18 protein-coding genes are annotated in these 25,459 nt (G+C 71.2%); 13 read left to right on the forward strand and 5 right to left on the reverse strand.

Annotated elements, in window-relative coordinates:
• Position 1: 1 nt before the first annotated feature.
• The gene (locus LXT21_RS03700; RefSeq protein WP_254036689.1) at positions 2-829 is read right to left on the reverse strand and encodes an amino acid ABC transporter ATP-binding protein; all 828 of its coding nucleotides are present in this window, start codon (positions 827-829) and stop codon (positions 2-4) included.
• Positions 826-2,307 carry an ABC transporter substrate-binding protein/permease gene (locus LXT21_RS03705; RefSeq protein WP_254036690.1) on the reverse strand — a complete coding sequence of 494 codons (1,482 nt, stop codon included), beginning with the start codon at positions 2,305-2,307 and terminating at the stop codon, positions 826-828. The genes LXT21_RS03700 and LXT21_RS03705 overlap by 4 nt, the downstream gene beginning before the upstream one ends.
• A 109-nt stretch (positions 2,308-2,416) precedes the next feature.
• On the opposite strand from LXT21_RS03705, the gene LXT21_RS03710 reads away from it, so the two are divergent.
• Genes LXT21_RS03710 through LXT21_RS03720 form a run of 3 tightly spaced genes read left to right on the forward strand, consistent with a single transcriptional unit; the run spans position 2,417 to position 5,697 of the window.
• Positions 2,417-3,109, forward strand: a complete 693-nt coding sequence (locus LXT21_RS03710) for a response regulator (RefSeq protein ID WP_254036691.1) — start codon at positions 2,417-2,419, stop codon at positions 3,107-3,109.
• Complete coding sequence (locus LXT21_RS03715) at positions 3,109-4,434, forward strand: sensor histidine kinase (protein ID WP_254036692.1); 1,326 nt, start codon at positions 3,109-3,111, stop codon at positions 4,432-4,434. Before LXT21_RS03710 ends, LXT21_RS03715 begins: the two co-directional genes overlap by 1 nt.
• 30 nt (positions 4,435-4,464) lie before the next feature.
• On the forward strand, positions 4,465-5,697 hold the full coding sequence (locus LXT21_RS03720) for a cytochrome P450 (RefSeq protein ID WP_254036693.1): 1,233 nt from the start codon (positions 4,465-4,467) through the stop codon (positions 5,695-5,697).
• Between the two features lie 7 nt (positions 5,698-5,704).
• On the opposite strand, the gene LXT21_RS03725 is transcribed toward LXT21_RS03720, so the two are convergent.
• Positions 5,705-6,352: a DsbA family protein gene (locus LXT21_RS03725; protein ID WP_254036694.1), complete on the reverse strand. Its 648-nt coding sequence runs from the start codon at positions 6,350-6,352 to the stop codon at positions 5,705-5,707.
• A 141-nt stretch (positions 6,353-6,493) separates the two neighbouring features.
• Between LXT21_RS03725 and LXT21_RS03730 the strand changes: the two genes are divergently transcribed.
• The gene (locus LXT21_RS03730) at positions 6,494-7,678 is read left to right on the forward strand and encodes an alanyl-tRNA editing protein (protein WP_254036695.1); all 1,185 of its coding nucleotides are present in this window, start codon (positions 6,494-6,496) and stop codon (positions 7,676-7,678) included.
• A gap of 592 nt (positions 7,679-8,270) precedes the next feature.
• Here LXT21_RS03730 and LXT21_RS03735 read toward each other — a convergent pair.
• Positions 8,271-8,546, reverse strand: coding sequence for a hypothetical protein (locus LXT21_RS03735; RefSeq protein WP_254036696.1), 276 nt, complete (start codon positions 8,544-8,546; stop codon positions 8,271-8,273).
• 708 nt (positions 8,547-9,254) lie between these two features.
• On the opposite strand from LXT21_RS03735, the gene LXT21_RS03740 reads away from it, so the two are divergent.
• From LXT21_RS03740 to LXT21_RS03750, 3 genes are read left to right on the forward strand one after another with little or no spacing between them, the layout of a single operon-like run.
• A complete protein-coding gene (locus tag LXT21_RS03740; protein ID WP_407666964.1) occupies positions 9,255-9,806 on the forward strand; it encodes an RNA polymerase sigma factor in 552 nt (183 codons plus the stop codon).
• Positions 9,803-12,745 carry a tetratricopeptide repeat protein gene (locus LXT21_RS03745; protein ID WP_254036697.1) on the forward strand — a complete coding sequence of 981 codons (2,943 nt, stop codon included), beginning with the start codon at positions 9,803-9,805 and terminating at the stop codon, positions 12,743-12,745. The genes LXT21_RS03740 and LXT21_RS03745 overlap by 4 nt, the downstream gene beginning before the upstream one ends.
• 33 nt (positions 12,746-12,778) lie before the next feature.
• On the forward strand, positions 12,779-13,333 hold the full coding sequence (locus LXT21_RS03750; RefSeq protein ID WP_254036698.1) for a hypothetical protein: 555 nt from the start codon (positions 12,779-12,781) through the stop codon (positions 13,331-13,333).
• A gap of 67 nt (positions 13,334-13,400) precedes the next feature.
• Here the strand turns inward: LXT21_RS03750 and LXT21_RS03755 are convergent, their stop codons facing one another.
• Positions 13,401-16,919: an AAA family ATPase gene (locus LXT21_RS03755; protein ID WP_254036699.1), complete on the reverse strand. Its 3,519-nt coding sequence runs from the start codon at positions 16,917-16,919 to the stop codon at positions 13,401-13,403.
• Between the two features lie 204 nt (positions 16,920-17,123).
• On the opposite strand from LXT21_RS03755, the gene LXT21_RS03760 reads away from it, so the two are divergent.
• The 6 genes from LXT21_RS03760 (at position 17,124) to LXT21_RS03785 (ending at position 25,458) form a co-directional block, all read left to right on the forward strand.
• Positions 17,124-17,849 (forward strand): EcsC family protein, encoded by a 726-nt coding sequence (locus tag LXT21_RS03760; RefSeq protein WP_254036700.1) that lies wholly within the window; start codon positions 17,124-17,126, stop codon positions 17,847-17,849.
• Positions 17,850-17,874: 25 nt separating this feature from the next.
• Complete coding sequence (locus tag LXT21_RS03765; RefSeq protein ID WP_254036701.1) at positions 17,875-18,897, forward strand: M48 family metallopeptidase; 1,023 nt, start codon at positions 17,875-17,877, stop codon at positions 18,895-18,897.
• A gap of 267 nt (positions 18,898-19,164) precedes the next feature.
• Positions 19,165-21,180, forward strand: a complete 2,016-nt coding sequence (locus LXT21_RS03770) for a YgiQ family radical SAM protein (RefSeq protein ID WP_254036702.1) — start codon at positions 19,165-19,167, stop codon at positions 21,178-21,180.
• Between the two features lie 63 nt (positions 21,181-21,243).
• A complete protein-coding gene (locus tag LXT21_RS03775) occupies positions 21,244-21,879 on the forward strand; it encodes a hypothetical protein (RefSeq protein WP_254036703.1) in 636 nt (211 codons plus the stop codon).
• A gap of 413 nt (positions 21,880-22,292) precedes the next feature.
• Entirely contained in the window at positions 22,293-23,417 is a 1,125-nt protein-coding gene (locus LXT21_RS03780; protein ID WP_254036704.1) for a DUF3142 domain-containing protein, read from the forward strand.
• Complete coding sequence (locus tag LXT21_RS03785) at positions 23,404-25,458, forward strand: hypothetical protein (protein ID WP_254036705.1); 2,055 nt, start codon at positions 23,404-23,406, stop codon at positions 25,456-25,458. The genes LXT21_RS03780 and LXT21_RS03785 overlap by 14 nt, the downstream gene beginning before the upstream one ends.
• Position 25,459: the final 1 nt, after the last annotated feature.

Raw genomic sequence — 25,459 nt, forward strand, 5'->3', positions numbered from 1 at the left:
CTCATTCCCTCGCGGTCGCGGCGGGGAACAGCGGGGTGACGCCGCTTCTGCCCGTCTCCAACGAGGCCACCTCCGGCTCCGGGCCCGGCGACTCCCGGGACAGTCCCAGGAAGGTCCGGGTGCGCTCATGTCGGGGCCGCTCCAGCACCTGCGCGCAAGGCCCCTCCTCGAGGATGCGTCCACCGTGCAGCACCAACACGCGCGACGCCAGCTCGCGCGCGAAGCGCATCTCGTGCGTCACCGCCACCAGCGTGAGCCCGTCCTCGCGCAGCCGCGACAACAGCGACACCAATTCGCCCACGCGCTCCGGGTCCAACGCGCTGGTGGGCTCGTCGAGGAGCAGCGCCTCGGGCTCCATCGCCAACGCGCGGGCGATGGCCACCCGCTGCTGCTCACCGCCGGACAGCTCGGAGGGATAGGCGTCCTCGCGGTGGGACAGGCCGACCTTCGCGAGCAGCGCGCGCCCCAGCTCCGTGGCGGCCCTCGCGTCCAGGCCCCGCACGTGCCGGGGCGCCTCGATGACGTTGCCCAGCGCGGTGCGGTGCGCGAACAGGTGCCACTGCTGGAAGACGAAGCCCACGCGGCGGCGGATGTTGGAGACGGAGGCGCCTCGCGCTCGCGACGCGCCGGGCCCGAGCACGTCGTCCCCCACCCGGATGGAGCCCGCGTCGAAGGGCTCCAGCCCGTTCAGGCACCTCAAGAGCGTGCTCTTGCCGCCGCCCGAGGGGCCCACCAGCGCCACCACCTCCCCCGGCGCGAAGGACGCGCTGATGCCGTCCAACACCATGCGACCCTCGTACCGCTTGCACAGGTCCTTCACCTCAATCATCCGCGCGCCAACCTCGCTTCCAACCGCCTCGCCAGGAGAGACAAAGGGTAGCTCATCGCCAGGTAGAGCGCCGCGCACAACGCCCCAGGCAACAACCAACTGCGAACATCCACCGCCGTAATCGTCATCCGCTTGGTGAGCTCCACGACGGAGATGACGGACACCAGCGAACTGTCCTTGAGCAACGCGATGAAGTCGTTGGTGACGCTCGGCAGCGCCACCCGGAACGCCTGGGGGAACACCACCCGGCGCAGCGCCAGCGGAGTGGACATGCCCAGCGCCAACGCCGCCTCCATCTGTCCACGAGGCACCGCCAGCACGCCCGCCCGATACACCTCCGCCTCGTAGGCCGCGTAGTTCAACCCCAGCCCCAGCACCGCCGCGCTCAGCGCATCCAGCCGCAGCACCCCGGCGAGCCCGTAGTACAGGACATAGAGTTGCAACAGCACCGGGGTTCCCCGGAACACCTCCACGTAGAAGGACGCCGCCCCCGACAACCCCCGGGGCCCGTACAGGCGCACCAGCGCCAGCCCCACGCCCAGCGGCACCGCGAGCGCCATGGCCCCCACGGACACCACCAGCGTCACCAGCGCCGCCTGGAGGAACATCAGGGCCTGCCCCCAGCCGAGCTTCGCCGTGCTCGTCTGCGACAGCACCTCGCGCGTCTGCGCGTCGGTCCACTCCACCATCTTCTGCTGCTGGGCGCTGTCGATGTTCCACCGGGCGAAGATGCGCCGCAGCTCCCCCGAGCGCGCCACGTGCCCCAGCGCCACGTCCAGCGCCGCGCGCAAATCCTCGTCCCCGGGCCGCACCGCGATGGCGTAGTAGCCCTCGCCCACGTCGCCCACCACGCGCAGCCCGGGCCTCGGCTGGCCGTAGCGCTGGGCGATGAGGTCGTCCATCAGCACCGCGTCCACCCGCCCCTGCTCCAGGTCGATGTAGGGCTCCTCCACGCCCTCGTACGGCACCGCCTGGATGCCCTCGCGCTGGAGCAGGTCCCACGCCTGCGAGTTGGCGAGCGTCCCCACCCGCTTTCCACGCAAGGAGGAGAGCCCCGTGACGCTGTCGTCCTGCCGCCGGGCCAGCAGCCGCAGCTGGAAGATGAAGTACGGCCGGGTGAAGAGGATGCGTCCGCTGCGCGCCGGGGTGACCTCAATCCCGTTGAGCGCCACGTCGAACGAGCCCCGCTCCAGGGAGGGGATGAGGCTGGACCAGTCGTTCTGCACGAAGCGCGCGCGCACGCCCAGCTCCCGCGCCAGCGCATCCGCCAGCTCCACCTCGAAGCCGCGCATGTGCCCGGGCACGTCCGGGTCCTCCATGGCGTACGGCTCGCCGCCCTGCGCGTCCGCGCCCCAGCGCAGCTCTCCCGCCCTCCGCACCCGCTCCAGCCCGGGCTCCTCCCGCTGGACGCAGGACGTCAACACCACCGCGAACACGAGCAGCGCCCCGCCTCGCCTCCACACACCACTCACGTTCATTTCGGGGACTCCCACTCTGTAGCAGGTGCAGGTGTGACCCAGTATTCAGGTCCTGACACTTTCTCCGGGACTGCGTACTAGAGTGACGTGACAGAGGAGCCAAGGCGTCATGGAAGCATACAAGGTGCTGGTGGTGGACGACGAGCCGCAGGTGGCGCACGCCTTGAGGCGGCTGCTGAAGCGTGAGGGTTTCGACGTCCAGCTCGCGTTCAACGGAGAAGAGGCGCTCGAGCGGCTGAAGACCTTCAGCCCGGACATCATCCTGACGGACTTCCGGATGCCGGGGATGACGGGCAGCGAACTGCTCCAGCGCATCAAGCGCAGCCACCCGCTGGCGCTGCGGCTCATCATCTCCGGCTACGCCGACTTCAAGTCGGTGGTGGCGTCGGTGAACGAGGGCGAAATCTGCCGGTTCATCAGCAAGCCCTGGGATGACGCGGAGCTGGTGACGTACCTGTCGGGCCTGTTGCGCCACCGCGAGACGATGGCCCAGCTCTACGCCCCGTTCCGCGCCGCGCCCCAGGGCGTCAGCGCCGAGGTGAGCCCCACCGACGCCGCGCTCGTCCTGAAGGTCCAGGTGGCGGACCCGTCGTTCCCGGCCGAGCAGGCCGTGTCCATCATCGAGCGTTTCGCAGGACTGTTGGCCGACGACAGCCTGAAGGTGGTGGGGGGACTGCTGGAGCGCTTCGGCGGACGGCTGTCCTTCGTGGCGGAGGTGGGCGGCCCGCAGCGGCTGCGCCTGGAGCTGCCCATGCGCGCGGAGAGCGCGCCGAGTGTTCGACCGGGGCTGGGCGAGGCGTGATGGCCCCGGAGGTCGACGCGGATTGGGTGAACAGCCGCCTCAAGCGCTTCACCCTGCTGGCGTGCCTCCTCATCCACGGTCTGCTCGTCGCCAGCCTCTGGGGGCGGTGGCACGAGGCGCTCGTCGTGACGGTGGGCTTCACCGTGGTGACGGGGGCCAACGTGGTGCTCGCGCGGGGCTTCTTCTCGCGGCACACGCGGGTCGCCGAGGCCTCGCGCTTCATCCTGAACATGTTGGGCACCGTGTTCTACGGCGTGGTGAGCCACTGGGAGCTGCCCGTGTGGCTGTACCTGCCGCTCAACGCGCTGTGGGTGGACCGCTTCGCGGACTCCGGGGCCCGGCGCCGGCTCGGGGTGATGCTGGCGATGGTGTCGGGCGTGGCGCTCTGGGACGGGGCCCCGCCCGAGGTCGCCGCCTGCTTCGTGCTGCTGTCGGTGCTCACGTACGCGCTCTCCGAGGGCCGCGTCTTCCTCACGCACTCGACGCTGCGGGAGCTGGCGCGCCAGCACGACGAGCTGGCCCGGGCGCACGAGCAGCTGGAGATGGCCCACCGGCGCGCCCGTGAGCAGGAGCGGCTGTCCAGCCTGGGCATGCTGGCCGCGGGCGTGGCGCACGAAATCAACAACCCCATGAGCTATGTGAAGAGCAACGTGAACGCGCTGCTCATGGACCTGCGCGCCTGCAAGAACCTGCCGCCGGAGCTGCAGGAGTACGTGGACGACGTGCTGCCCGCCACCGCGGACGGCATCCGGCGCGTCGTGGCCATCGTCGCGGACCTGCGGCGCTTCGCGCGTGGAGACCCGGGCGCGCTGGAGGAGTACGACCTCAACGAGGAAATCGCCGTCGCGCTGCGCATCACCCGCACGCAGGTGCAGTCGCGCTGCGAGGTGGAGGTGACGCTGGGGGATTTGCCGCGCCTGCTCGGCCGTCCGGGGCAACTGGCGCAGGTGGTGGTGAACCTCTTGATGAACGCGGCGCAGGCCATGCCCTCCGGAGGGCGCATCCTCCTGAGCACGCGCATGGAGGCCGACGAGGCCATCCTGTGCATCCAGGACTCCGGGCACGGCATGACGCCCGAGGTGCGCGCGCGGCTGTTCCAGCCCTTCTTCACCACCAAGCCCGCAGGTGAGGGCACGGGCATGGGGCTGGCCGTGGTGCACGGCATCATCACCTCGCACCAGGGACGCATCGACGTGGAGACCTCGCCCCAGACGGGCACGCGCTTCACCGTCCGGCTCCCCCGAATCCCTCCGCTCGACATGCACCTGCCCGGACTGTCCGGCCCGGTCCCCACCCCGCCGAAGTCGCAGCCGGGCACGGTCTGAGCCTCCACGCGACTGTTCAACGAGACCGTCATGTCCTCCTCGCCGCCCGCCTTCGCCAGCCGCTTCGAGCCTCGCTACGTGCAGGACCCGTATCCGCTCTACGAGCGCCTGCGCCACGAGTCCCCCGTCCACTTCAGCGAAGAGATGCACCTGTGGGTGGTCTCCCGCTACGAGGACATCAAGGCGGTGGTGCACAACCCGGACGACTTCCTGTCGGCCAACGCCTTCCGCAATCCGGTGCCGCCCGCGCCGGAGGTGCTCGCGGTGCTGGCGGAGGGCTACCCCCAGGTCCCCGCGCTGGTGGACGACGACCCGCCCAACCACACGCGCATGCGGGTCATCGTCACCAAGGCCCTGGCGCCGCATCGCCTGAGCGCGATGGAGGCGCGCGTGCGCGCGATTGCGACGGAGCTGTTGGACGGCTTCGCCCACGCGGGGGAGGCGGACCTGGTGGAGGCGCTGGGCTACCCGCTGCCCGCGCGCGTCGTGGGCGCCATCATGGGGCTGCCGGACTCGGACGTGACGCGGCTGAAGCAGTGGACGGAGGACCTGGTGGTGATGTCCGCGGGCAACGCGCCCGTGGAGCGGCAGGTGGAGTGTGCCCGGGGGCTCGTCTCCATCCAGAAGTACCTGGCGGGCCACATCGCCGAGCGGCGACGCGCGCCCACCGATGACCTCATCAGCGCGCTCATCGAGGCGCGGCACGAGGACACGCCGCCGTTGAGCGACGTGGAGCTCATCAGCCTCATCTCGATGCTGCACTTCGCCGGGCACGAGACGACGTCGAACCTGTTGGGCAACCTGCTCGTCTGGGTGCTGCGCGCGCCGGAGCGGCTGCGCGAGCTCCAGGAGGACCCGGGCCGCATCCCCCGGGCGATTGAAGAGACACTGCGGCTGGACGCGCCGGTGCAGGGGATGATGCGCACCACGCGCCGCGCGGTGACGCTGGGCGGCGTGGAGGTGCCCGAGGGCGCGCGGCTGCTCGTGCTCTATGCGTCGGGGAACCGGGACGAGCGGGTGTTCCATTCGCCTGGAGAGGGCGTGCTCCGCCGCCCGGACGTGGGCAAGCACCTGGGGTTCGGGATGGGCATCCACTACTGCATCGGCGCGCCGCTGGCGCGGATGGAGGTGCGGCTGGCGATGGAGCTGCTGTTGAAGCGGCTGCCCGGGCTGCGGCTGGCGCCGGGCGAGGCCATCCGCTACCTGCCCAACTTCCTGCACCGGGGCCCACGGCAGTTGCTGGTCGAGTGGGACCCGGCCTGAAGCGGCTTCAGCGCTTGAGCGCGGCGTCGATGTGCGTGGCGAAGGTGTCGATGGGCTGCGCGCCCGTCACGCCGGTGCCGTTGACGAAGAAGGTGGGCGTGCCGACGATGCCGCGGCGCTGGGCCTCGAGGCGGTCGGCCTCCACGTAGTTGTCCCAGGCCTGGGTGTCGAGCGCGCGCTTGAAGCTCGCGACGTCCAGGCCGAGCGCCTTGGCGTACTTCTCCAGCGAGGCGCGGTCCAGGGCGCCCTGGTTGTCGAAGAGCACGTCGTGCATCTGCCAGAACTTGCCCTGCTCGTGGGCGGCCATGGCGGCGGCTGCGGCGAGCTTCGCGTTCTCGTGGCGGGGCAGCGGCATGTTTCGGAAGACGATGCGAATCTTGTCGCCGTAGCGCTCGCGCAGGCCCTCGACGGTGGTCGCGCCGCGCTGGCAGAAGGGGCACTGGAAGTCGCTCCACACCTCCACCGTCACCTGGGCGTCGCGGGGCCCCAGCGCGGGGGCCTCGGCGCGCGGCGTGGCGGAGATGAGCTTGGGCTGGGCACGAGCGGACTTGGGCTGCTTGTCGCAGTCGGGCGTGGGCTCGTCACCGGCGAGGGCGGGGTTGAAGGACGAGAACACGACGGCGGCCGCCAGGAGGGCGGGAGCGCGGAGCTTCATGGTGGACCTCTGGAGTGGGATGGATGCGGCACGCCCGGCTTCCTGCCTGGAGGCCTGGCGGCACGAGGGGCGATGCCCTCGCACGCAAGGAGTGACGCGAGCGGCGCGGGAGTTTCAGCGCCGTGTTATTTCCCGCGCACCATGAAGACCGAGCGCCTCGATTACGCGGACCCCTTCCTCCATCGATTCACCGCGCGGGTGGTGGGCCACGGCGCGTGGGATGGCGCGCCCTCGGTGGTGCTGGACCGCACGGCCTTCTATCCGGAGGCGGGTGGACAGATGGGGGACCAGGGTGTGCTCGGTGGGCTGCCCGTGCGCGACGTGCAGGTGGACGACGCGGGGACGGTGCATCACCTGGTCGAGGGCGTGCTTCCCGGGCTCGGGGTGGAGCTGGAGGGCGTGGTGGATTCGGAGCGGCGGCGGGTGCACATGTCGCTGCACACGGGGCAGCACATGTTGTCGCGGGCGCTGATGGACATCGCGGGCGCGGCCACGGTGTCGTCGCGACTGGGGGCCACGTGCACCATCGACACGGACCAGGAGACGTTGGACGAGCAGCTCGTGGCGAAGGCGGAGGCGCACGTCAACGCCATCATCGACGCGGACCTGCCCATCCGGGCCTTCTTCCCCACGCCGGAGGAGCTGGCGGCGCTGCCGCTTCGGCGTGCGCCCAAGGTGACGGAGAACATCCGCGTCATCCAGGTGGGGGACTTCGACGTGTCGCCGTGTGGCGGGACGCACTGCACGCGCACGGGACAGGTGGGGATGGTGCGGGTGTTGGGCGTGGAGCGCTACAAGGGCAAGGGGCGGGTCCTCTTCTCGGCGGGGCCGCGCGCGCGGCGTGAGCTGTGGGAGGAGGCGGGCGTGTTGAGGGCGATGAGTCGCGCCTTCACGTGCGGACCGGCCGAGGTGCCCACGGTGGTGGAGAAGCTGCGGCGTGAGCTGACCGAGGCCCGCGAGGCGTTGGGTGCGGCGCGAGCGCGGCTGGCGGAGCACACGGCGGTGGAGCTGGCGCAGGCGCTGGAGGCGTCGACGGACAAGCAGGTGGTGGCGGTGCTCGACGGCGCGGGACCGGAGCAACTGCGCGCCGTGGCGGCGAGGCTCACGGCCCGACCGGAGGCGGTGGTGTTCCTCGCGGGTCGCGCGCCCGAGGGTTTGTCCGTGCTCATCGCGCGGGGCAGCGCGTCCACGTTCGGCTGTGGCACGTTCCTCAAGCGGGCCGCTGAGGCCACGGGCGGGCGGGGCGGTGGACGTCCGGAGCACGCCGAGGGACGGCTTCCGGCGAACACGGACTGGACCGCACTCGTGGCATCCCTGCGGGGCTGAAGCCCGCCCTGCCCCACCCTCAGTAGACGAGCCGTGGGGCCCGCATCACGGGCGAGGAGAATTCGAGGCAGGAGGCTCCGGCACCACCGGCGAGGGGGGTACGGGGGAAGCAGGGTCCTCTGTCCTAGGGGCGGGCCTCAAGGGAGGAGGCTCGCTCGCGGGAACTGGAGCCTTCGCCACCACGTCGCCCTGCGCGGTCACCGCGTAGACCTCCCACCAATCCAGGACGCGGCCACTCGGGCCACCGCAACGGTGGAAGCCCTGCTCCAGCACCACGAAGTACAAACCAGGTGTCTCTCCTGAGAAGACGGAGACATCCAGTCCCTGCTCCGGACTCGAGCACCCCGTGAACAGGTTCGGAACAGGAGGGGACTTCACGACCTGCCGAATGGCACCCGCCCCGGCGAGCACGGCCCCTGCCTCCGTGGGCTCGACGAGCGTGACGGAGGAGTCCTCGTCGGGCCAGGCCACCTCACCCTTCCAGGTCGATGCGGGCGTCACGCACCCCTGGAGAGCCATGACCCATCCCACCAGCATTCGTGCCTTGCGCATGTCCCGCACCTACTCCTCGAGTAACCGCAAGCCACAAGCACTACACTTGAGGCACCACGCTCTTGAAGGGCGGACGCGGACGAATTGGCGAGCACGTGCCCAGGGTGATCCAACGCGCCCGGGCTTCGCTCCACTGCTGCACCTCGCCCGTGGGAAAGTAGCGCAGGATGAAGCGTGACCCATCGGGCTGCTCCGCCACCAGCGCGGAGGCCATCTCGATGGCCGCGCCCTTGAAGAACGCTGGAGCCGGGTTGCCAGGAATCAACCGCACCTCCGCCATCGCGACGAACGGCTTGAACGCATCCGTCGGCCACACTCCAAGGTCTTGTGAGGAAGGGAGCGCCGCGCAGGGATGGTTGTGCACGTACCCAACGACCCACACCTCTGACGGTGCGAAGTCCTCATCCTCCACCTCGAAGAAGGGCCTGCAGGCTGCGTGACTGCCGCGGACGGGAGACGCGACTCGCCAGGACAAGGAGTCACGCCCACCCGCCACGTACACGGTCGAGCAATACTCCGTGGACAGACCTTGGATGGGTCGCCGTGTCGCGGGGTCACACGCCTTCGCGCCAGGAAGTTTCAGCAAGGCCTCCGCCACATCCCGCAGGAGGCTTATCGGAATGGAGGCGTCCCCCGTGGGCATCTCCACGGCGGGGACCTCGGCCCAGGGCCCCCGCGCATGTGTCATCCCGGCCGCTGGCACCCCAGCCCGGGTGGAGGCGGTACATCCCCCCAGGAGCACCAGGGCAAGGACCTCGAGCAGGATGCGGTCGGAGCAGGCCATCCCCTTGGACTTTAGCGGCGGACTGAAGCGCCCCGACCGACCCTGGGCCGAACCGTGGGAGCGGAAATCACCCTCCCCTCTTCGGCCAGGTGAGTCCTTCCTTACCCGCACCCACACGCAACGCGACGCGTCACGACTCACTCCACCGAAGAGATTTTCTCCGACGCGTTCACATCGTACGGAGGGGGCGCTCCACCGGTGGAACGACATGAGAAGATGGGTGTAGGGGTTCGCGCCACGATGGACGACGGGCAGCACCGCCAGTTCGATGCTTTTGCACGCTCGCGACGACCGGGGCTGCTTCGCCTTGCCCGACGCCTGTGCTCCGGGGGTGGAATCGACCCGGAGGACCTGGTGCAAGAGACCCTCGAGCGCGCCTACCGGAACTTCGACCGGCTGGTGGCGGAGAACCCAGGCGCGGTCAGCGTGTGGCTCAGCACCACGCTGAGCAACCGCTTCCTGGACCATTGTCGTCGCAGACGCACCGAGGTCCTGGGGGCCCCCGCGCTGCGTGTGGTGCAGGACTTGGAATCCTCCGGCGAACCCGCCGCCCTCGAGCAGTGGGAGCAGGTCAGCCGCGAGGACTTCCAGAGGGCCATCGACAAGCTCCGGCCTCCCCACCTCCAGGAGGCCTACCGGCTTCACGTGGCGGGACTTCGATATCGGGCCATCGCACAGCGGTTGGATGCGCCCGAAGGAACGGTGGGACGGTGGCTCAGCGAGGCGCGGCAGGCTCTGCGGGGTCTGCTGACCCCGGGCGCCGCCTCGAGTGAAGGCAGGGCCAGACCATGACCGAGCAGTGCGACAGATTGGAGTCCTTCATCGACGGCGAGCTGGTGCCGGCGGATGCGGAGAACTTCCGCCACCACCTGACCGGCTGCGCCGCGTGCGAAACACGGATGAAGGAACTGCTCGCGCTCGAGCTCCTCGCCGACGACGCCCTGCACGAACCCGGGGACGCCACGCTGGCCTTCGTCCCTCCACCTCCCCAGCTCAAGCGGCGCCGGAGCTGGATGATGGTGGTGCCGCTGGCGCTGGCCGCGGGCCTGGCGGCGTTCGTTCTCGTGACGCGGACCGATTCGTCCTCCACCTCCCCCGAGCTGTGGCTGGGGCAGGACCCGGGCCGCACGCTCGAGGCCCGCCTCACCCATCCGGGCGCCGACCGCCATCGTCCCTACGAGGTGATGCGCAGCGGCGGCAACTCGCCCCGCGCGTTGTCCCTGCGCGAGCTGGCGAAGCTGGAGGAGGCTGGTGACGAGCGGGGCATCGCGTCCGCGTACCTGCTGCGCGGAGACCCCGCCCAGGCCGGCGCGTTCCTCGACAAGCTGCCCGCGTCCCCCGACCTGGACTCGGACCGCGCGGCGCTCGCCCTCCAGCGCGGCGCCCACGAAGAGGCCCTGGCCCTGGTGGACCGCGCGCTGAAGCTGAAGCCCGGCCACCCCCAGGCGCTGTGGAACCGGGGCCTCGCGCTCGAGAAGCTGGGACTGTCCCTGCAAGCCGCGGAGGCCTTCGAGCAGGTGGCCGCGCAGCAGGAGCCGGGCTGGAGCCAGGAGGCCGCCGAGCGCGCCGCCGACCTGCGTCGTCAGGAGGAGACCCAGCGCAAGGGATGGAAGGGCACCAAGGAGGACTGCGACCGGATGGTGGCCGGCGGTCCCGTGCTCGCCCAGGCCCAGGTGGAGCAGCACCCCGGCCTGTCCCGCCTGTGCTTCTACGATGCGCTGCGCACCGCCACCTCCGCCGAGCGCGTCGAGTCGCTGCGCCCCCTGGCCCGCCAGCTCGACACCGTGGACGGCGGCACGCACCTGGAGGACGCCCTCCTGCGCGCGGCCCGCACGGACTTCCCGGCGCGCGCGCCCTTCGTCGCGGACTACGTGCGGCTGACGCGCAACGCGCTGTCTCCGACCGAGCTCGACGCCTTCATCGTGAAGCTGCGCGAGGCCCGCCAGGAGGACCTGCTCCTGGGCGCCCTGCTCTTCCCCAAGGACTTGCGGCAGCACGAGCGTGAGTACCGCGAGCTCGCGCTGGCCACCCGGGACCCGTGGTTCGCGCTGCTCGCCGAGGAGCGCCAGGCCCGCGCGGACCTCCAGCGCGGTCAGGTTCCGCAAGCACGCACGCGGCTGGCCGAGGCGTTGCGCACCTGTCCTCCCGGCGCGCGCTTCAACTACCGCTGCCTGGAGCTCGAGCGGAACCTGGCCCTCGTGGAGCGGCAGCTCCACCGCCCCGTCGAGTCCCGCGCGCACGGACTTTTGGCGCTCGCGCGAGCCCGCGCGGGGCATGAGTGGACCAAGGAGTGGAGGCTGCTCCAGGAGCTGGGCCAGGTGGCCCTCTTCCATGGAGACCTGTCCCTGGCGCGCGCCTACCTGGAGGAGAACATCCAGCGGCTGCCCGAGCGCTGCGCCGACCACGAGTCGGCCTACGTCAACCTCGCGCTCGCGTTCCACCGCACGCTCGACTTCACCAGCGCCCGGGAGCAGCTGGACCGCGCCGCGCGCTGTGGCAATCCGCCCTCGCTGGCGCGCGCCTTCGCCATCGCGGACCTGGCCCACACGCAGGCTCGCCGCGCCGAGGACACCGAGGTGCTGACGCGGGGCCTGGAGGCGCTCAGGGCCACGCCGGCCCGACTGGAGACCGCGGGCGAGGGCGCGATGCTGCGCCACATCGAGGGCCGCTTCTTCGTCGAGCAGGACCGCCGTCGGGGACAGGCGCTACTGCGTCAGGCCATCGATGAAGCGGCGCCGCTCGTGGCGTCGGACGTCAACGCCCGCAAGGCGCGCGTGTACAGCTTCACGTCCCTCATCCTCGACGCCTCCCGACACGAGGAGCTGGAGCGGGCCATGGCCCTCTTCGCCGAGGAGCGCGCCCTGCCCCTGCCCGAGCGCTGCGCGCTGGGCGTCACCGTGGACGACGAGCGCACGGCCCTGGTGGCCCGCGACGCATCGGGGCGATGGGTCGGCCACTTCGACACCCAGCGCCGCCAGCGGCTGGAGAGCGTGGAGGGGCTGGTCCCCGAGCGCCTCGCCGCGGCCCTGCGCGACTGCCCGCATGTGGACGTTCTCGCGCGGCCGCCCGTGCTCGGCAAGCCGGACCTGCTGCCGCCGGACGTCGCCTGGGCCTACCGCGTGGGACCGACGCCCGCCGAGCCCACCGGACAGCCCTCGCGCCGGCTGGTGGTCGCGGATGTGAACGCCCCCGCGGAGCTGCGCCTGCCCTCGCTGCGCGCCTGGCGCCCCTCGGAGAACGAGGACGCGACGCTGGCCACCCTGCGAGGCGCCTCCGCCACGCCGTCACACGTGCTGCAGGCGATGCGCGAGGCCACGGAGGTGCAGATTCACGCGCACGGCGTGGTCGACCCGAGCGCCGTGGATGGCTCGCTGCTCGTGCTGTCCCCCGAGGCGCAGGGCGGCCGCTACGCGCTGACGGCTTCGGACCTGCACGGGGAGCGGCTCGAGGGCCGGCCCGTGGTGCTGCTCGCGGCGTGTCATGCCGCGCACAGCAAGGCGTACTTCCACGAAACGTTCGGCCTGCCGGTGGCGTTCGTCGAGTCCGGCGCCCGGGCCGTGCTCGCCGCCACGCAGGAGATTCCCGACGCCGAGGCGTCGGACTTCTTCGAGCCGGTGCTGGCGCGCATTCGCGAGGGGCTGCCCGCGGCCCGCGTCCTTCGCGATGCACGACAGGACTGGCTCCGCAGCCGGGGAAGCGCCTGGGTCCGCCAGGTGCTCCTCTTCGAGTAGTTGCCTCGTCTCATCCCAGAGTCTCGAATACCCATGAAGAAAGTCCTCCTGTTGGTTCCCCTGCTGCTCGGCGTCGCGGCGTGCCGCCACATCGAGACGGTTCCGTCGACCGAGCAGATTCAGCGCAAGGCGCCCAAGGGTGCGCTCGTCCGCGTCATCCTCCGCGACCGGGCCAACCCCCAGCGGCTCACCACCTACCTGGTGGACGTCAGCCGCAATGAAATCGTCGGCCAGACCAACCGCGATGCCAACGCGACGCGGGGCGCCCAGGAGGAGACCTCTTCGGAGGAGGTTGGCACCTCGGAGGGCAGCACCTCCGCGCAGCAGTCGGGCGGACAGCTCTACGTCGGTGACGTGGAGCTGCTCACCGATTGCGTCCCCAGGACGGACAAGGAGGGCTGCCTGGGCGTCGCCGACCTGCGGGACGGAGACCCGGGTGGTGCGTCGGGCGGCGGCGGTGACCCCACGGGCCACCAGCAGCTGGTCGAGAAGGTGAAGCGGCTGGCCGCGCTGACCTACTGGTCCACGCTCGAGGTGGGCATCCCGACGGTCCGGAAGACGGCGGCCCCCGTCCGCGTGAATCAGTAATCACCCGGTGCGCTGAGGACAGAAGGCTCCGGTGTCGCGAGGGTGCGGCGCCGGGGCCTTCGTCGTTTCAGGGGGACTTGCCGGCCTCGGCCTCGGGGGGAGACAGGCCCGAGAGCGTCTCCACGTAGGACGCGGCGACGCGCAGGAAGCGCGCGCCCTTCACGCCAGTGAGGTACTGGCGCTTCATCGCGCGGGTGGCGCCCACGTAGAACATGGCGCGGCGGATGCGCTCGTTCTCCCGCGCGTTGCGCTCCTTCGCGCCGGCCATCCAGTTCTCCACGGTGTCCAACGCGTCCAGGCCCGCGAAGAAGACGACGGGGCACTCGTGGCCCTTGCAGGAGAACACGGTGGTGGCGCGCACGTGGTCCACGCCGCTGACGCGGAAGTCCGTCACGTCGCGGCCGCCCTTGCCACCGTAGGCGTGCGCGGGCACGCCGGCCCGGTTGAGGGCCTCCGTGTACTGCGATGGCATGACGGGCGCGACGACGAGGATGTCGCCGGGGTGCACGCCTTCGTCGCGGATGAGCCGCGCCACTTCCTTGGCCACCTGCCGGGCCTCGCTCGCGCCCGAGGCGAAGCCGCGCACCTGGGGCAGCACGCCGCCGCGCTCGGTGGACTGCACGCGATAGAGCCCCTCCAGCGTCTCCTCGGGGAGCCACAGGAGCCCCTCGCGGGCGAGCTCTCCGGCCTTCATGTACTCGCGCATGCCCGGGTCGCTGGTGCCGTGCTGGCGCAGCGGGTCCAGCACCACGTTGAAGGCCACGTCGAGGATGTCGCGCGTGGCGCGGAAGGTCTCCTTGAGGATGCGGGTGCGGCCCCGGAAGGACAGCCCTTCCGGGAGCTGTTCCTTGAGCGCCTCGATGGGGACCTGGCCGTAGACGTTCTGCGAGTCGTCCATGAACAACTGGAGACAGCGCACCGGCTTGCCATCCTGCGCGACGTGGGGACGCACCAACGCGTGGAGCATGGCGAGCGCGCGGACGTCCATGTCCTGGGCCTCGTCGACGAAGACCCCGTCGAAGGACTCGGGCTCCACGCGGCGCAGCGCGCCCACGTGCTTCACCGTCACCCGGGCACGGAGCGCTCGCACACGCTCGCGGCCGGCGCGCTGGGCAATCGCCTCCACCAACAACTTCTCCACCAGGGGCGAGAGCGCGCGGTTGAAGAACGAGACGAGCACCTGCGTGTCCTCGTGCTCCAACAGATAGCGCGCCACCCAGTGGGCCAGGACGTACGTCTTGCCGCTGCCCGCGACCCCGCGCACCAGGTGGTGTCCGTCATCGAAGCGGCGCTCGAAGAGGGACACCTGCTCGTGGGTGAACAGGGGCCGCGTGGGACGCGAGCCCTCGATTTCGCCGCCGAGGCTCGTGGGCGCGGCGGGAGGTGGTGGCGGCGGAGGCGGTGCCTCGCGCGGCAGGGGCAGCGCCTCCAGGCGGAGCGGCGAGCCGGGGAGGACTCGCAGACGCGGCAAGAGCGAGAGGAAGCGCTGGGGGATGGTGGCGCCCCGGGCCTCGTCGCGCGAGGCGAGCACCAACAGGTAGTCGCGCGCGCGGCTGGCGGCCACGTTGAGCATCGGCACCAGCGTGTGGGGTGGGAAAGGCCGGCCTCCAGCCACGGTGTCCACCAGCACCACGTCGTACTGGGTGCCCTGCTGACGGTGGATGGTGGAGGCGCTGAACGCGTCGCCCCGGAAGCCCGCGGAGTTGCCGAGCCTGCGCAGGAGCGAGGCCTGCGCGCGATAGGGCGTGACACACAGGACGCTGAGGCCGGCGCGCACGGCCTCGCGGGCGAGCGACACGGCGAGCTCGGCGGACAGCTCGCGCTGGTAGCCGGAGCCCGTCTCGCCTCGGCCGTGGGTGAGGCGCTTCGCGTCGCGGCTGAGGCCATCGAGCACCACCCATCCCGCGCGCGTCCCGGCGAACGCGGGCACGGGCGGGGCCTTCTCGGCGCGAGCCTTGACGATGTCGCCATCCTCGAGCGCGCCGCCGTAGCAGAAGTGGCTGACGACGCGGGCGATGTCCGGGTGCATGCGGTGCTGGGTGCGCAGCAGCAGCACGTCCGGGCGCGTGGCGTCGCGCACCGCGTCCTCCAGGTGGGACAGGCCGCTGGCGCGCAGCCACTTCTGGGAGCCGCGTCCGGCGCCCTCGGCCGCGCGGCTGACGGGGCCGATCTGCTTGGGGTCTCCAGCGAGCGTCACGCGCTCGGCCAGGGGGGCCATGAGCGCGGTGGCGGCGCGGGTCACCATGCCGGCCTCGTCCACGACCAGTCGCGCGAAGGTGCACTTGCCCTCGAGCTCCGACACCAGTCGCAGGGCGCGGTGGACGGTGAGGACCATGAGGGGGCAGTCGCCCTTCTCCGCCTCCTTGAAGGTGGGGTCCTTCATCTTGCCGCGCAGGCCGCGCAGCTCCGCCTGGAGCTTGGCGAGCTCGTGCGCGGGGCCGCCTCGGACACGCTGGAGGTACAGCTCGCGCTCGCGCTCCTCGATGCTCGCGCGCAGCTTGCCGCCCTTGGTGTCCTCGAGCGTGACGGTGGGCAGCTTCGCCAGGGCGTCGCTGGCGCCGGTGCCGCCGCGGAAGATGCTGCGCGCCAGGGGACGCAGGGGGATGGGCTGACGCTCCAGCAGGGCGCTGACGCGGAGGACGAGCTCATCGGCGGCGCGGTTGGTGGGGGCCACCGCGAGGATGCGCTCGTTGGGGAAGGCGCGCAGGGCGCGGGCGATGAGGTCGGCGACGGCGGTCGTCTTGCCGGTGCCGGGGGGGCCCCAGATGCAGCCCCAGGGCTGGGCCCAGAGACGGTCGGTCGGGAGGAGCTCGGCGTCCTGGGGACGCGGCGTGGGCGCGGGCTCGTCGCCACTGGCGCGGCGCAGGGACTGATGGAGCGCGGGCTGCCGGTCCTCGTACGCGGACGCGGCGGTGCAGAGCGCCTCGGCGAAGTCATAGGGCCGATAGCACCAGCGGTCGGCGGCGAGGGCGCGGCGGTCCACGTCGTCACCGTGGTCGGGGGCGGCGAAGACGCGGCCGGACTCGAAGTCGAGGTGGACGACGTCTCCGCCGAAGACGCACTCCTCACCGAGGAAGCCGAGCAGCGAGCCACCGGACCAGTCCGGGTCCGCGGCGGGCACGGGGACGAGGGACAACACGCCGGGGCCCTGGAGTGAGACCTGACGCACGTCCTGGAGCAGCTTGGCGCGGTACTGGCTGCGCTCGGAGAGGAGCGCGTCGCTCAAGTCCTCGGGGAGGTATTCGGGAGGACGCCAGGCCTCGCGGCGCTTCCCGGTGGCGACGGCGGCCTGGATGACCTGACGCTCGGACGCGGTGACATCCGAGGGCGCGGAGACATCGCGAGCCGGTGGCTCCTCGGGTGCGGGGGCGTCCGTGCGCGGAGCAGGAGGCTTCGGGCGCTGTGACCTGGCGCGGGAGAGGGCCAGCAGCGGATTGGGCGAGCGCGGGAGGTCCTCGGGGACAGTGCGAGGGGACTTCGGTGGGATGGGCGCGTCGTCGTACTCGACGTGAAGCTCGCGGACGGAGTCATCCTTCCGTGGCGCGGGGCGCCCTTCGGAGACCTCGTTGTGCGTCCGGTGCGTCATGTCGGCGGGCCCCGGGCCCCTCGGCCCAGGCCGGGTACGGGCGCGCGAAGGTAGGGGAGGCGTGGATCCACGTCAATGCACCCGCCAACAGAGTCTCGGTGTACTCACCCGTGCTCGGCTTGACAGTCCGGACGAGGGTCCGCCAGCGTCTCCGTCACGGCCTCTCGCTCACGCGCCAGGCCGCCATTCCAATGGGGGGACACCATGAAAGAAGTCGAGGACCCTGAACAGGGGCGCAAGCTCCTCACAGCCGTCGAGCGCATCCTCGCGGACACGGACAGCCTCGTGCTGATGGCGAAGCAGGAGCTGGCGAAGGCGCGCGACAAGAAGCTCCCGAGCGAGGACGCCGTGCGTGAGGACGCCTCGCTCGCGGTGGTGCGGCACTTCTCGAACCGCTCCGCCCTCTCGGGAGGACTTGCCGCGTTGCCCGCGCTGGTTCCGGGCGCGGGAACGCTGGTGGCCGCGCTGGGCGGGACCCTCGCGGACATGTGCTTCATGCTCAAGTTCGAGGTGGAGATGGCACTGGTCCTCAGCCACCTCCACGGCTTCGACATCACGCGAGAAGACGAGCGGCAACTCGCCTTCCTGCTCGCCTCGGTGAGCACCTACGACGCGAAGAAGGACCGCAACGCAGTGCTGGACCTCGCGGAGACCCAGGGCGTCGCCTTCTGGAAGTACGCCCCCCGGGAAGCATCGAAGATGCTCGTGAGCGTGATGACGAAGCTGGCGCTCCTGTCCGTCTCCAAGGGGCTGTTGCGCGCGCTGCCGCTGGTGGGCATCGCGGTGGGCTCCTCGATGAACAAGGTCCTCACCCAACGCGTGGGGGACCGCTGCGTCCGGGAGTTGAAGAAGCGTCGTGAGCTCGCCCCTCCCGGGGAAACCAACACCTCTCACTCCGTGGTGGATGCCCATGTCCGCAAATCCGGCTGAGCCCCGCGCGCCGCGGGATGCGGCGATGAACGAGGACCTCGTCTCGGCGCTCTGGCCGGATACGACCGACGCACCTGTCCGGCTGATCGAATGTCGTCACTGCGGCCGGCGCAACCGGGTCCGGATTGCGTCGGCGGTGATGGACCTCGCGCACTGCGAATGCGGGGCGTGCAACAAGGCGTTGTTCCTGAGGCCCGACGAAGCGCTGACGAACCTCAGCTCCACGGCCTATGAACATGCACTGGACCGGGCAACCCTCCAGGCACTCAAGTCCCTCCCGGGGTTTCCCGCCCTGATGCGCTGGTTACTCGCAAACCTGGGTGAGCGAAGCATGCGGCTCGTCAACCTCTCCACCTCCGTCCGCTGTGGAAAGGATCAGTTCCCGGAGCTGGCGGGGCTGCTGGACGTGGCGCGTCGCCGGCTCGACATTCCCTACACGCCTTCGCTGTTCCTGACCGAGTCGCCGTACGCGAACGCGGCCACCTTCGGAGTGGAGGAGCCCACGGTGATGGTGCACGCGGCACTGCTGGACCATCTGGACGACACCCAGGTGGTTTCAGTGCTCGCGCATGAGTTGGGACACCTGCATGCGGACCACGTGCTCTACCGCTCCGTGGCGACGGTGCTCGCGGGCGGGAGCCGGCTGCTGGGAAGTGTGGGGCAGCTGCTGAGCTTTCCGCTCCAGAAGGCCCTCTACAAATGGGCGCGGTGTTCCGAGCTGACCGCAGACCGCGCAGGGCTGCTGGGCTGTCGTGACCTGGCCGCATCGCTCGGGGTGTTGATGCGGCTGGCCGGCGGCAACAGGCCCGGCACCGTGAATCGGACGAAAATGAAGCTGGCGCCCTTCGTACAGCAGGCACGCGAGCTGGCCCGAATGGAGGAGTCGAGCTGGTTCGATGGCCTGCTGGCGACACTCCTCACCATGGACTCCAGTCACCCCTTCGTGGCCTGGAGGGTCATGCACCTGCTCGATTGGGTGGAGAACGGCAACTATCTGGACATCCTCGCGGGCCAGTATGAGCGGGTGAAGCGTTCCGCCGTGGCCTGACCTACGCCGACACGCGGGCCCTCCACGGAGGGCCGCGTGCCCGTTTCCGCCTGCGCTCCGGAGCCTTGGATTTCGAGTCACCCCCTCCGGCCGTCCGGGTGGGACGCTCCTGGAGGCGGTGCGGCGATTGCGCCACCTCCATCCCCCACCAAGCAAGGGTGTAGGACCTGTGCCCCTCTTGGGTGTACACCCGCGCCCCGCCCTGTTTGCTTCGGGCGCCTGGGGGTGTTTAGGAGAGAAGCCCCCCGCCGACGCCGCCCCACCGCCATGGCCCAGACGACGCGCTACGCCCATCCCTTCCTGCCCATCACCCGCGCCGACATGCAGGCGCGCGGCTGGGAACAGTGCGACATCATCATCGTGACGGGAGACGCGTACGTGGACCACCCGGCCTTCGGCCCGGTGCTCATCGCCCGCTTCCTCGAGGGCCGGGGCTTCAAGGTGGGCCTCATCCCCCAGCCCGACTGGCACTCGGCCGAGCCCTTCAAGGCCCTGGGCCCACCGCGCATGTTCTTCGGGGTCGCCGCCGGCAACCTCGACTCCATGCTCAACCGGCTCACCGCGCAGAAGAAGAACCGCTCCGCCGACCAGTACAGCCCCGGCGGCCGCACCAACTGCCGGCCCGACCGCGCCACCATCGTCTACGCCCAGCGCTGCCGCGAGGCCTACCCCGACGTCCCCATCGTCCTCGGCGGCATCGAGGCCAGCCTCCGCCGCATCGCCCACTTCGACTACTGGAGCGAGAAGGTCCGCCGCTCCATCCTCTTCGACGCCAAGGCCGACCTGCTCGTCTTCGGCATGGGCGAGCGCCCCATCATGGAGGTCGCCGACCGGATGCGGAACGGCGAGCGCATCCAGGACATCCGCGACGTGCGCGGCACCGCCTACCTCATCAACGACGAGGAGATGCGCGCCCACGAAGCCGACCCCGCCCGCCGCGCCGCCGACCGCAAGACCGTCGTCCTCCCGCCCTACGAGGCCGTCGTCTCCGACAAGCAGGCCTTCGCGGTCATGAGCCGCGACTTCCAGATGGAGACCAACCCCGGCAACGCGCGCCCCCTCGCGCAGCGCCACGGCAACCGCGCCATCTTCATGAACGCCCCCGCCCTCCCGCTCGAGGACGGCGTGGGTGACACCGCCTCCGGCAAGGCCACGGTGGCGATGGACGAGCTGTACGACCTCCCGTTCAACCGCGTCCCCCACCCCCTCTACAAGAGCGAGGGCATCCCCGCGTACGAGACGGTGAAGCACTCCATCGTCCTCATGCGCGGCTGCTTCGGCGGCTGCACCTTCTGCTCCATCACCGAGCACGAGGGCCGCGTCATCCAGAGCCGCTCCGCGGAGAGCGTCCTGCGCGAGGTGCGCGCCCTGCGCCGCATGGGCGACTTCCGCGGCACCATCACCGACCTCGGCGGCCCCACCGCCAACATGTACAAGCTCAAGTGCAAGAGCGAGGACATCGAGAAGCGCTGCCGCAAGCTGTCCTGCGTGCACCCGGGCGTGTGCGAGAACCTCCAGACGGACCACGGCCCCCTCATCAGCCTGATGAAGGACGTGCGCGAGGAGGACGGCGTCAAGCACGTCTTCATCGCCAGCGGCGTGCGCTACGACCTGGCCGAGCGCTCACCTGAATACGTCAAGGAGCTCGCCGCGCACCACGTGGGCGGCCAGCTCTCCGTCGCGCCCGAGCACGTCTCGCCGCGCGTGCTGGAGAAGATGAAGAAGCCCGGCATCGAGAGCTTCGAGCGCTTCCAGCAGATGTTCGCCTGCGCCAGCGAGGAAGCCGGCAAGGAGCAGTACGACATCCCCTACTTCATCAGCGGACACCCGGGCTCCACCCTGGAGGACATGGTGGACCTGGCGCTGTGGCTGAAGAAGAACGGCAAGCGCCCCCGTCAGGTGCAGGACTTCATCCCCACCCCCATGGCCATGGCGACGGCCATGTACTTCACCGGCATCGACCCGCTGAAGATGGAGCCCGTCTACACGGCCCAGGGTCTGCGCGAGAAGCGCCTCCAGAAGGCCCTGCTCCTCTACTGGAACCCCGAGCACTGGCCCCTGGCCCGCGAGGCCCTGAAGCAGGCCGGCCGCGCGGACCTCATCGGCCGTGGCCCGCACGCGCTCGTTCCTCCCGAGACGCCCGCCGAGGCCGCTCGACGTCAGCGCGAGGGCGCACGCGAGCAGGACGACGCACCGCGTGAGTCCCAGGCCCCCGCGCCCCGAGGCCCCGGTGGCGCGCGTCGTCCCGGGGGGCCACGTCCCCATGGCTCCCGGGCTCGCTGAGCGCACAGCGGCCCTCCAGCCGACCGTTTGAATAAACGGCGGTGACGTTCGTCGGGGGGCCACATGCTCCCCTTGATTGCCCTGTTGCTGTGGACCGCAGCGCCGCCAACGCCGCCCCAGGTCACCCCCGCGCCCAAGCCGCCTCCGGAGCAGCCCAGGCCGCAGTGCATCACCGCCCAGGGGCGCGAGCTGTGCGGCTTCCAGTGCAGGACCAGCGGCTCGAAGGCGGGCTGTGCCCAGACGCCCTATGGGACGTGTCAGGTCCTCCAGGATGACGTCCACTGCTGGGACCCGCCCCGGGTGGCCATCCAGCATCCTCCCCGCACCCCGGTGCGCCCCGAGTGCAAGGCGGTGCGCGGCAAGGTCGACTGCGGCTTCAACTGCCGCATCTTCAATGGCGAGGTGGCGTGCAACTCCACGCCCTACGGGCTGTGCGACACGCACTTCGGCAGGCTCGTCTGCTGGGACCCACCCGACAGCGTCATCCATGATTACGCGCAGGCCACCCCCGCGGCCCGCTGCCTCAACGCCTCCGAGGCGATTGCGTGCGGCTTCGACTGCAAGGCCAGCCGCACCGAGGTGCGCTGCACCAACACGCCCCGAGGCGTCTGCACGCTGAACGACCAGCGGCTGACCTGCTTCGACCCGCCCTCCCTCCTGCACTGCGACCACAGCAACCCGCCACCACCGCCCAACTGAAGCACCAGGGCGAACCCTGAGCACCGTCTCAGCACTCGCATCGGCGCGCGACCTCCGACGCCCGGGGGCCCGCGGCGGGCCAATGCCCCCGCGTGGGCAACTCGCGACCGCGAACCCCGGCCGCCACCAGGAAAGACAAGCACCGCCCGCTCTGGACCTTCGGGCGTCCGTCACCTTCGTCCTGCGCGCGGCCCCCCATGCCGGGCAACCCAACCCAGGCTCCCACTCCCGCTCCGCGCCGTCGGGACACGGGCGAAGTGCTCGCCTCCTCGCTCGCGCGGCGACGAATCCCTGGGGCTCCACGCAGTCTCATGACCCGAGACAAACCGGGGCACACGCGCGCGCAGCTTGCGCGCCTCGGTTGTGGCACCATGAGACATCGCATCCACTCCAGCGATGCGTGTCGTCTCACCATGCGCACCCCACACCTGTCTTCGTCGCGCCGACTCGCGAGCATCTCGTTCATGGGGCTGTGCCTCATGCTCGGCTGCACGCGCGCGCCCCCGCCGCCGCCGCTCGGGCACGAAGCCTACGTGTGGCAACGGGACTGGAGCCCGACGCTCGTCGAGTCCCTCGCGGCAATGCCCTCGGAGCTGGGCGCGCTGCGCGTGCTCGCGAGGGAGCGCTCCGGCGGCGCACGCACGCCCGTCTCCATCACGGTGGATGTCGCGGCCCTCGCGAAGACGGGGCGCGACGTGGTGGCGGTGATGCGGGTGGATGGCACCGCGCCCCTCGACGGCATCTCCCTGGAAGAAGTCGCCTCCATCGCCCGGGACTGGAAGGCGCGCGGCGTGCGCGTGCGAGGCGTGGAGCTGGACCACGACTGCGCCACCCACGCGCTGCCCGCGTACGCGGACTGGCTCGAGCGTGAACGGAGCCTGCTCGGCGAGCTGCCCCTGTCCATCACCGCGCTGCCCACGTGGGCGGGCTCCCCCGAGCTGGAGCGCCTGGCAGCCATCCCCGACGACCTCGTCGTCCAGGTGCACGCCATCCGCGCCCCCACCCTCTTCACCCCCGAGCAGGCGCGCGGCTTCATCGAGCGCTGGGCCCGGGCCACGCGCCGGCCCTTCCACGTCGCGCTGCCCACCTACCGCGTGCGCCTGCGCGACGGCACGCCCCTGGTCTCCGAGCCCCGTGACGTCTCGCGCTTCCTCACGGAGCTGCGCGCGCGTCCGGTGAAGGGCGTGAAGGGGCTGGTGTGGTTCCGGTGGGGCCACGCGGGCGACCCGGAGGCCTGGAGCCCGTCCACGCTGACCGCCGTCCTCCGCCAGGAGCCGCTGACGCCCCGCGTGGAGCCCCGGCTGGTGGACGCGGGCGGCGGCACGCTCGACATCGTCCTCGAGAACACGGGCCGCGTGGACGGCGTGGCCCCCGCCCGGCTCACCCTTTCTGGAAACCTGGAGGTCCTCGACGGCGTGGGCGGCTATGCCCCGTTGGGGAGCTCCCTCGTGGCGCGCAAGCCTCCCCGCCTGCGCGCCGGCGAGCGACGCGTCGTCGGCTTCGTGCGGGGAAACGAGGTGTCCCTTGTGGCTCCGTAGCCTGCTGTCCGCCGTGGTCATCCTGGTCTGCCTGACCCCCATCCGCTCCGCGAAGGCCTGTGGCCCCGGCTTCCAGGACCGCCTCCTCGCCGACCGCGCGCTCACGCTCGGCGAGCTTCCGGGTGGGCTCTTCGCGCTCGAGGTCCACCGGCTCCTGCCGAAGCCCACGGACGTGTTCGCGGTGAACGAGTTCTACGACGAGCCCCCCGACGCGCGTCAGGGTGGTGGTGCGCGGGAGACCGAGCTGTACCTGGCGGGCGCCAAGGCCTTCAACGAAGGACACGCCGAGACGGCGCGGGCCCGCTTCCTCGAGGTGCTCGCGCTGCCGACCGCGGAGCGGCGCCGCTTCTCCACCTTCGCCGCGTACATGCTGGGCCGCAACGCGGGCGTCGGCTTCGAGGAGGACGCGCAATACGGCTTCGAGCTCACCCGGCAGCTGGTGCGCGAGGGCTTCGACGACCCGCTGGGCCTCGCGGTCTCCAGCCTGGGCATGCAGGCGCGCGTGCTGCTCCAGCGGGGGGACGACGTGGGCGCCATCAAGCTGTACGCGGAGCAGGCCTCGCACGGCAGCGGCGGAGCGGAGGTGTCGCTGCTCTTCGTCGCGCGAGCGCTCGCCCGAGACGCCGCGCGCCTCCAGGTCGCGCTGAAGGACCCGCTGGCGCAGCGGCTGATGGCCACCTTCGTGTGGACGCGCGGTCGCGAGTACGCGTGGACCGAGGAGCCCTCGGCCGGAGGGCTCGGCATGGTGCTGGACGCGCTGGCCGCGGTGCCGAACCTGGCGGGCGCGGACCGGCTGGCCGCGGGCGCCTGGCGCGCGGGCCGCTTCGACCTGGCCGAGCGCTTCGTCGCCTCCGAGCAGACACCGCTGGCCTCCTGGGTGAAGGCCAAGCTCGCGCTGCGCCGGGGCGACGCCGCCTCCGCGGAGACGTACCTGGCCGAGGCCGTGCGAGGGCTCCCCGAGCGGGAGTGGTGGCATGACTGGTACCTGGACGACACCTCCCGGCCCCTGTGCCGCGCGGAGGGAGAGCGCGGCGTGCTCGCGCTGACGCAGGGCCAGTTCATCCGCGCCGCCGAGCGGCTGTGGGCGGGCTGCTCCTGGCCGGACGTCGCCTACGTCGCGGAGCGGACGTTGAGCATGGAGGAGCTCCAGCGCTTCGCGGCCGCGCACCCGCGCACGGAGAAGAGCCACTGCGACCTGGCGCCGGAGTCGGAGCCGGAGTCACCCGACAGCATCGCCGCCAGCAACACGTCGCTCGGGATGCCCGAGCGGCTCCACCTGCTGCTCGCGCGGCGGCTCCTGAGGGAGGGCCGGTTCGACGAGTCGCTGGAGGCCTTCCGCGGCACGGCGGTGGAGGACGCCGCGCGCCGGTACGTGGAGGCGCTGCGGCGCGCCGACAGCGCGTGGGACGACCTGGACCGGGCCGAGGCGCTCTTCGCGGCGGCGAAGCTCGCGCGCTCCGAGGGCATGCGCCTGCTGGGGACCGAGGCCGCGCCGGACTGGGGCTGGGTGGACGGCAACTACGACGTCTCGAACTATGACCGGGACGACGAGGAAGGAGACGCCACCGACGACGAGAAGCGGGCCCGGGCGATGTTCCCCCGCGCGTCGCTCCTCGGCGCGGAGGAGCAGCGGCTCGCGACCCTCCACGGCCCTCCCCTCACCGAGCGCTTCCACTACCGGCTCGTGGCCGCGCGGCTCGCGCAGCGTGGCGCGGAGCTGCTGCCTCCGCGCAGTCAGGCCTACGCCATGACGCTGTGCCACGCCGCGCTCCACGCCGCCAACCGCGACCAGGCGCTGTTCGAGCGCCTGTACCTGACGTACATCCGCAACGGCGCGCGCATCGACAACGTGACGTGGTCCTTCGGGGCGTCGTGCCTGGAGCCGAACTTCGCGAAGGTGCGCGCCGAGCGCCCCTTCTACGCCCAGGCCGTGCCCCAGCGGCACCGGGTCAAGCTGATGGTCGGCGGGGGCATGCTGCTGCCGACGATGATGGGCTTCGCCTTCTTCCTGCGCCGCAAGCGCCGCGCCCCCGCCGCATGAC

This window comes from Myxococcus guangdongensis, assembly GCF_024198255.1.
GTDB lineage: Bacteria > Myxococcota > Myxococcia > Myxococcales > Myxococcaceae > Myxococcus > Myxococcus guangdongensis.

What these genes read in the sequence shown, in the direction of transcription:
- LXT21_RS03730 (WP_254036695.1), top strand. Translation starts at nt 6,494, where the DNA reads ATGAAGACCGAGCGCCTCGATTACGCGGACCCCTTCCTCCATCGATTC.
- LXT21_RS03710 (WP_254036691.1), top strand. Translation starts at nt 2,417, where the DNA reads ATGGAAGCATACAAGGTGCTGGTGGTGGACGACGAGCCGCAGGTGGCG.
- LXT21_RS03755 (WP_254036699.1), bottom strand. Translation starts at nt 16,919, where the DNA reads ATGACGCACCGGACGCACAACGAGGTCTCCGAAGGGCGCCCCGCGCCA.
- LXT21_RS03700 (WP_254036689.1), bottom strand. Translation starts at nt 829, where the DNA reads ATGATTGAGGTGAAGGACCTGTGCAAGCGGTACGAGGGTCGCATGGTG.
- LXT21_RS03705 (WP_254036690.1), bottom strand. Translation starts at nt 2,307, where the DNA reads ATGAACGTGAGTGGTGTGTGGAGGCGAGGCGGGGCGCTGCTCGTGTTC.
- LXT21_RS03715 (WP_254036692.1), top strand. Translation starts at nt 3,109, where the DNA reads ATGGCCCCGGAGGTCGACGCGGATTGGGTGAACAGCCGCCTCAAGCGC.
- LXT21_RS03740 (WP_407666964.1), top strand. Translation starts at nt 9,255, where the DNA reads ATGGACGACGGGCAGCACCGCCAGTTCGATGCTTTTGCACGCTCGCGA.
- LXT21_RS03770 (WP_254036702.1), top strand. Translation starts at nt 19,165, where the DNA reads ATGGCCCAGACGACGCGCTACGCCCATCCCTTCCTGCCCATCACCCGC.
- LXT21_RS03780 (WP_254036704.1), top strand. Translation starts at nt 22,293, where the DNA reads ATGCGCACCCCACACCTGTCTTCGTCGCGCCGACTCGCGAGCATCTCG.
- LXT21_RS03775 (WP_254036703.1), top strand. Translation starts at nt 21,244, where the DNA reads ATGCTCCCCTTGATTGCCCTGTTGCTGTGGACCGCAGCGCCGCCAACG.
- LXT21_RS03765 (WP_254036701.1), top strand. Translation starts at nt 17,875, where the DNA reads ATGAACGAGGACCTCGTCTCGGCGCTCTGGCCGGATACGACCGACGCA.
- LXT21_RS03745 (WP_254036697.1), top strand. Translation starts at nt 9,803, where the DNA reads ATGACCGAGCAGTGCGACAGATTGGAGTCCTTCATCGACGGCGAGCTG.
- LXT21_RS03760 (WP_254036700.1), top strand. Translation starts at nt 17,124, where the DNA reads ATGAAAGAAGTCGAGGACCCTGAACAGGGGCGCAAGCTCCTCACAGCC.
- LXT21_RS03720 (WP_254036693.1), top strand. Translation starts at nt 4,465, where the DNA reads ATGTCCTCCTCGCCGCCCGCCTTCGCCAGCCGCTTCGAGCCTCGCTAC.
- LXT21_RS03750 (WP_254036698.1), top strand. Translation starts at nt 12,779, where the DNA reads ATGAAGAAAGTCCTCCTGTTGGTTCCCCTGCTGCTCGGCGTCGCGGCG.
- LXT21_RS03725 (WP_254036694.1), bottom strand. Translation starts at nt 6,352, where the DNA reads ATGAAGCTCCGCGCTCCCGCCCTCCTGGCGGCCGCCGTCGTGTTCTCG.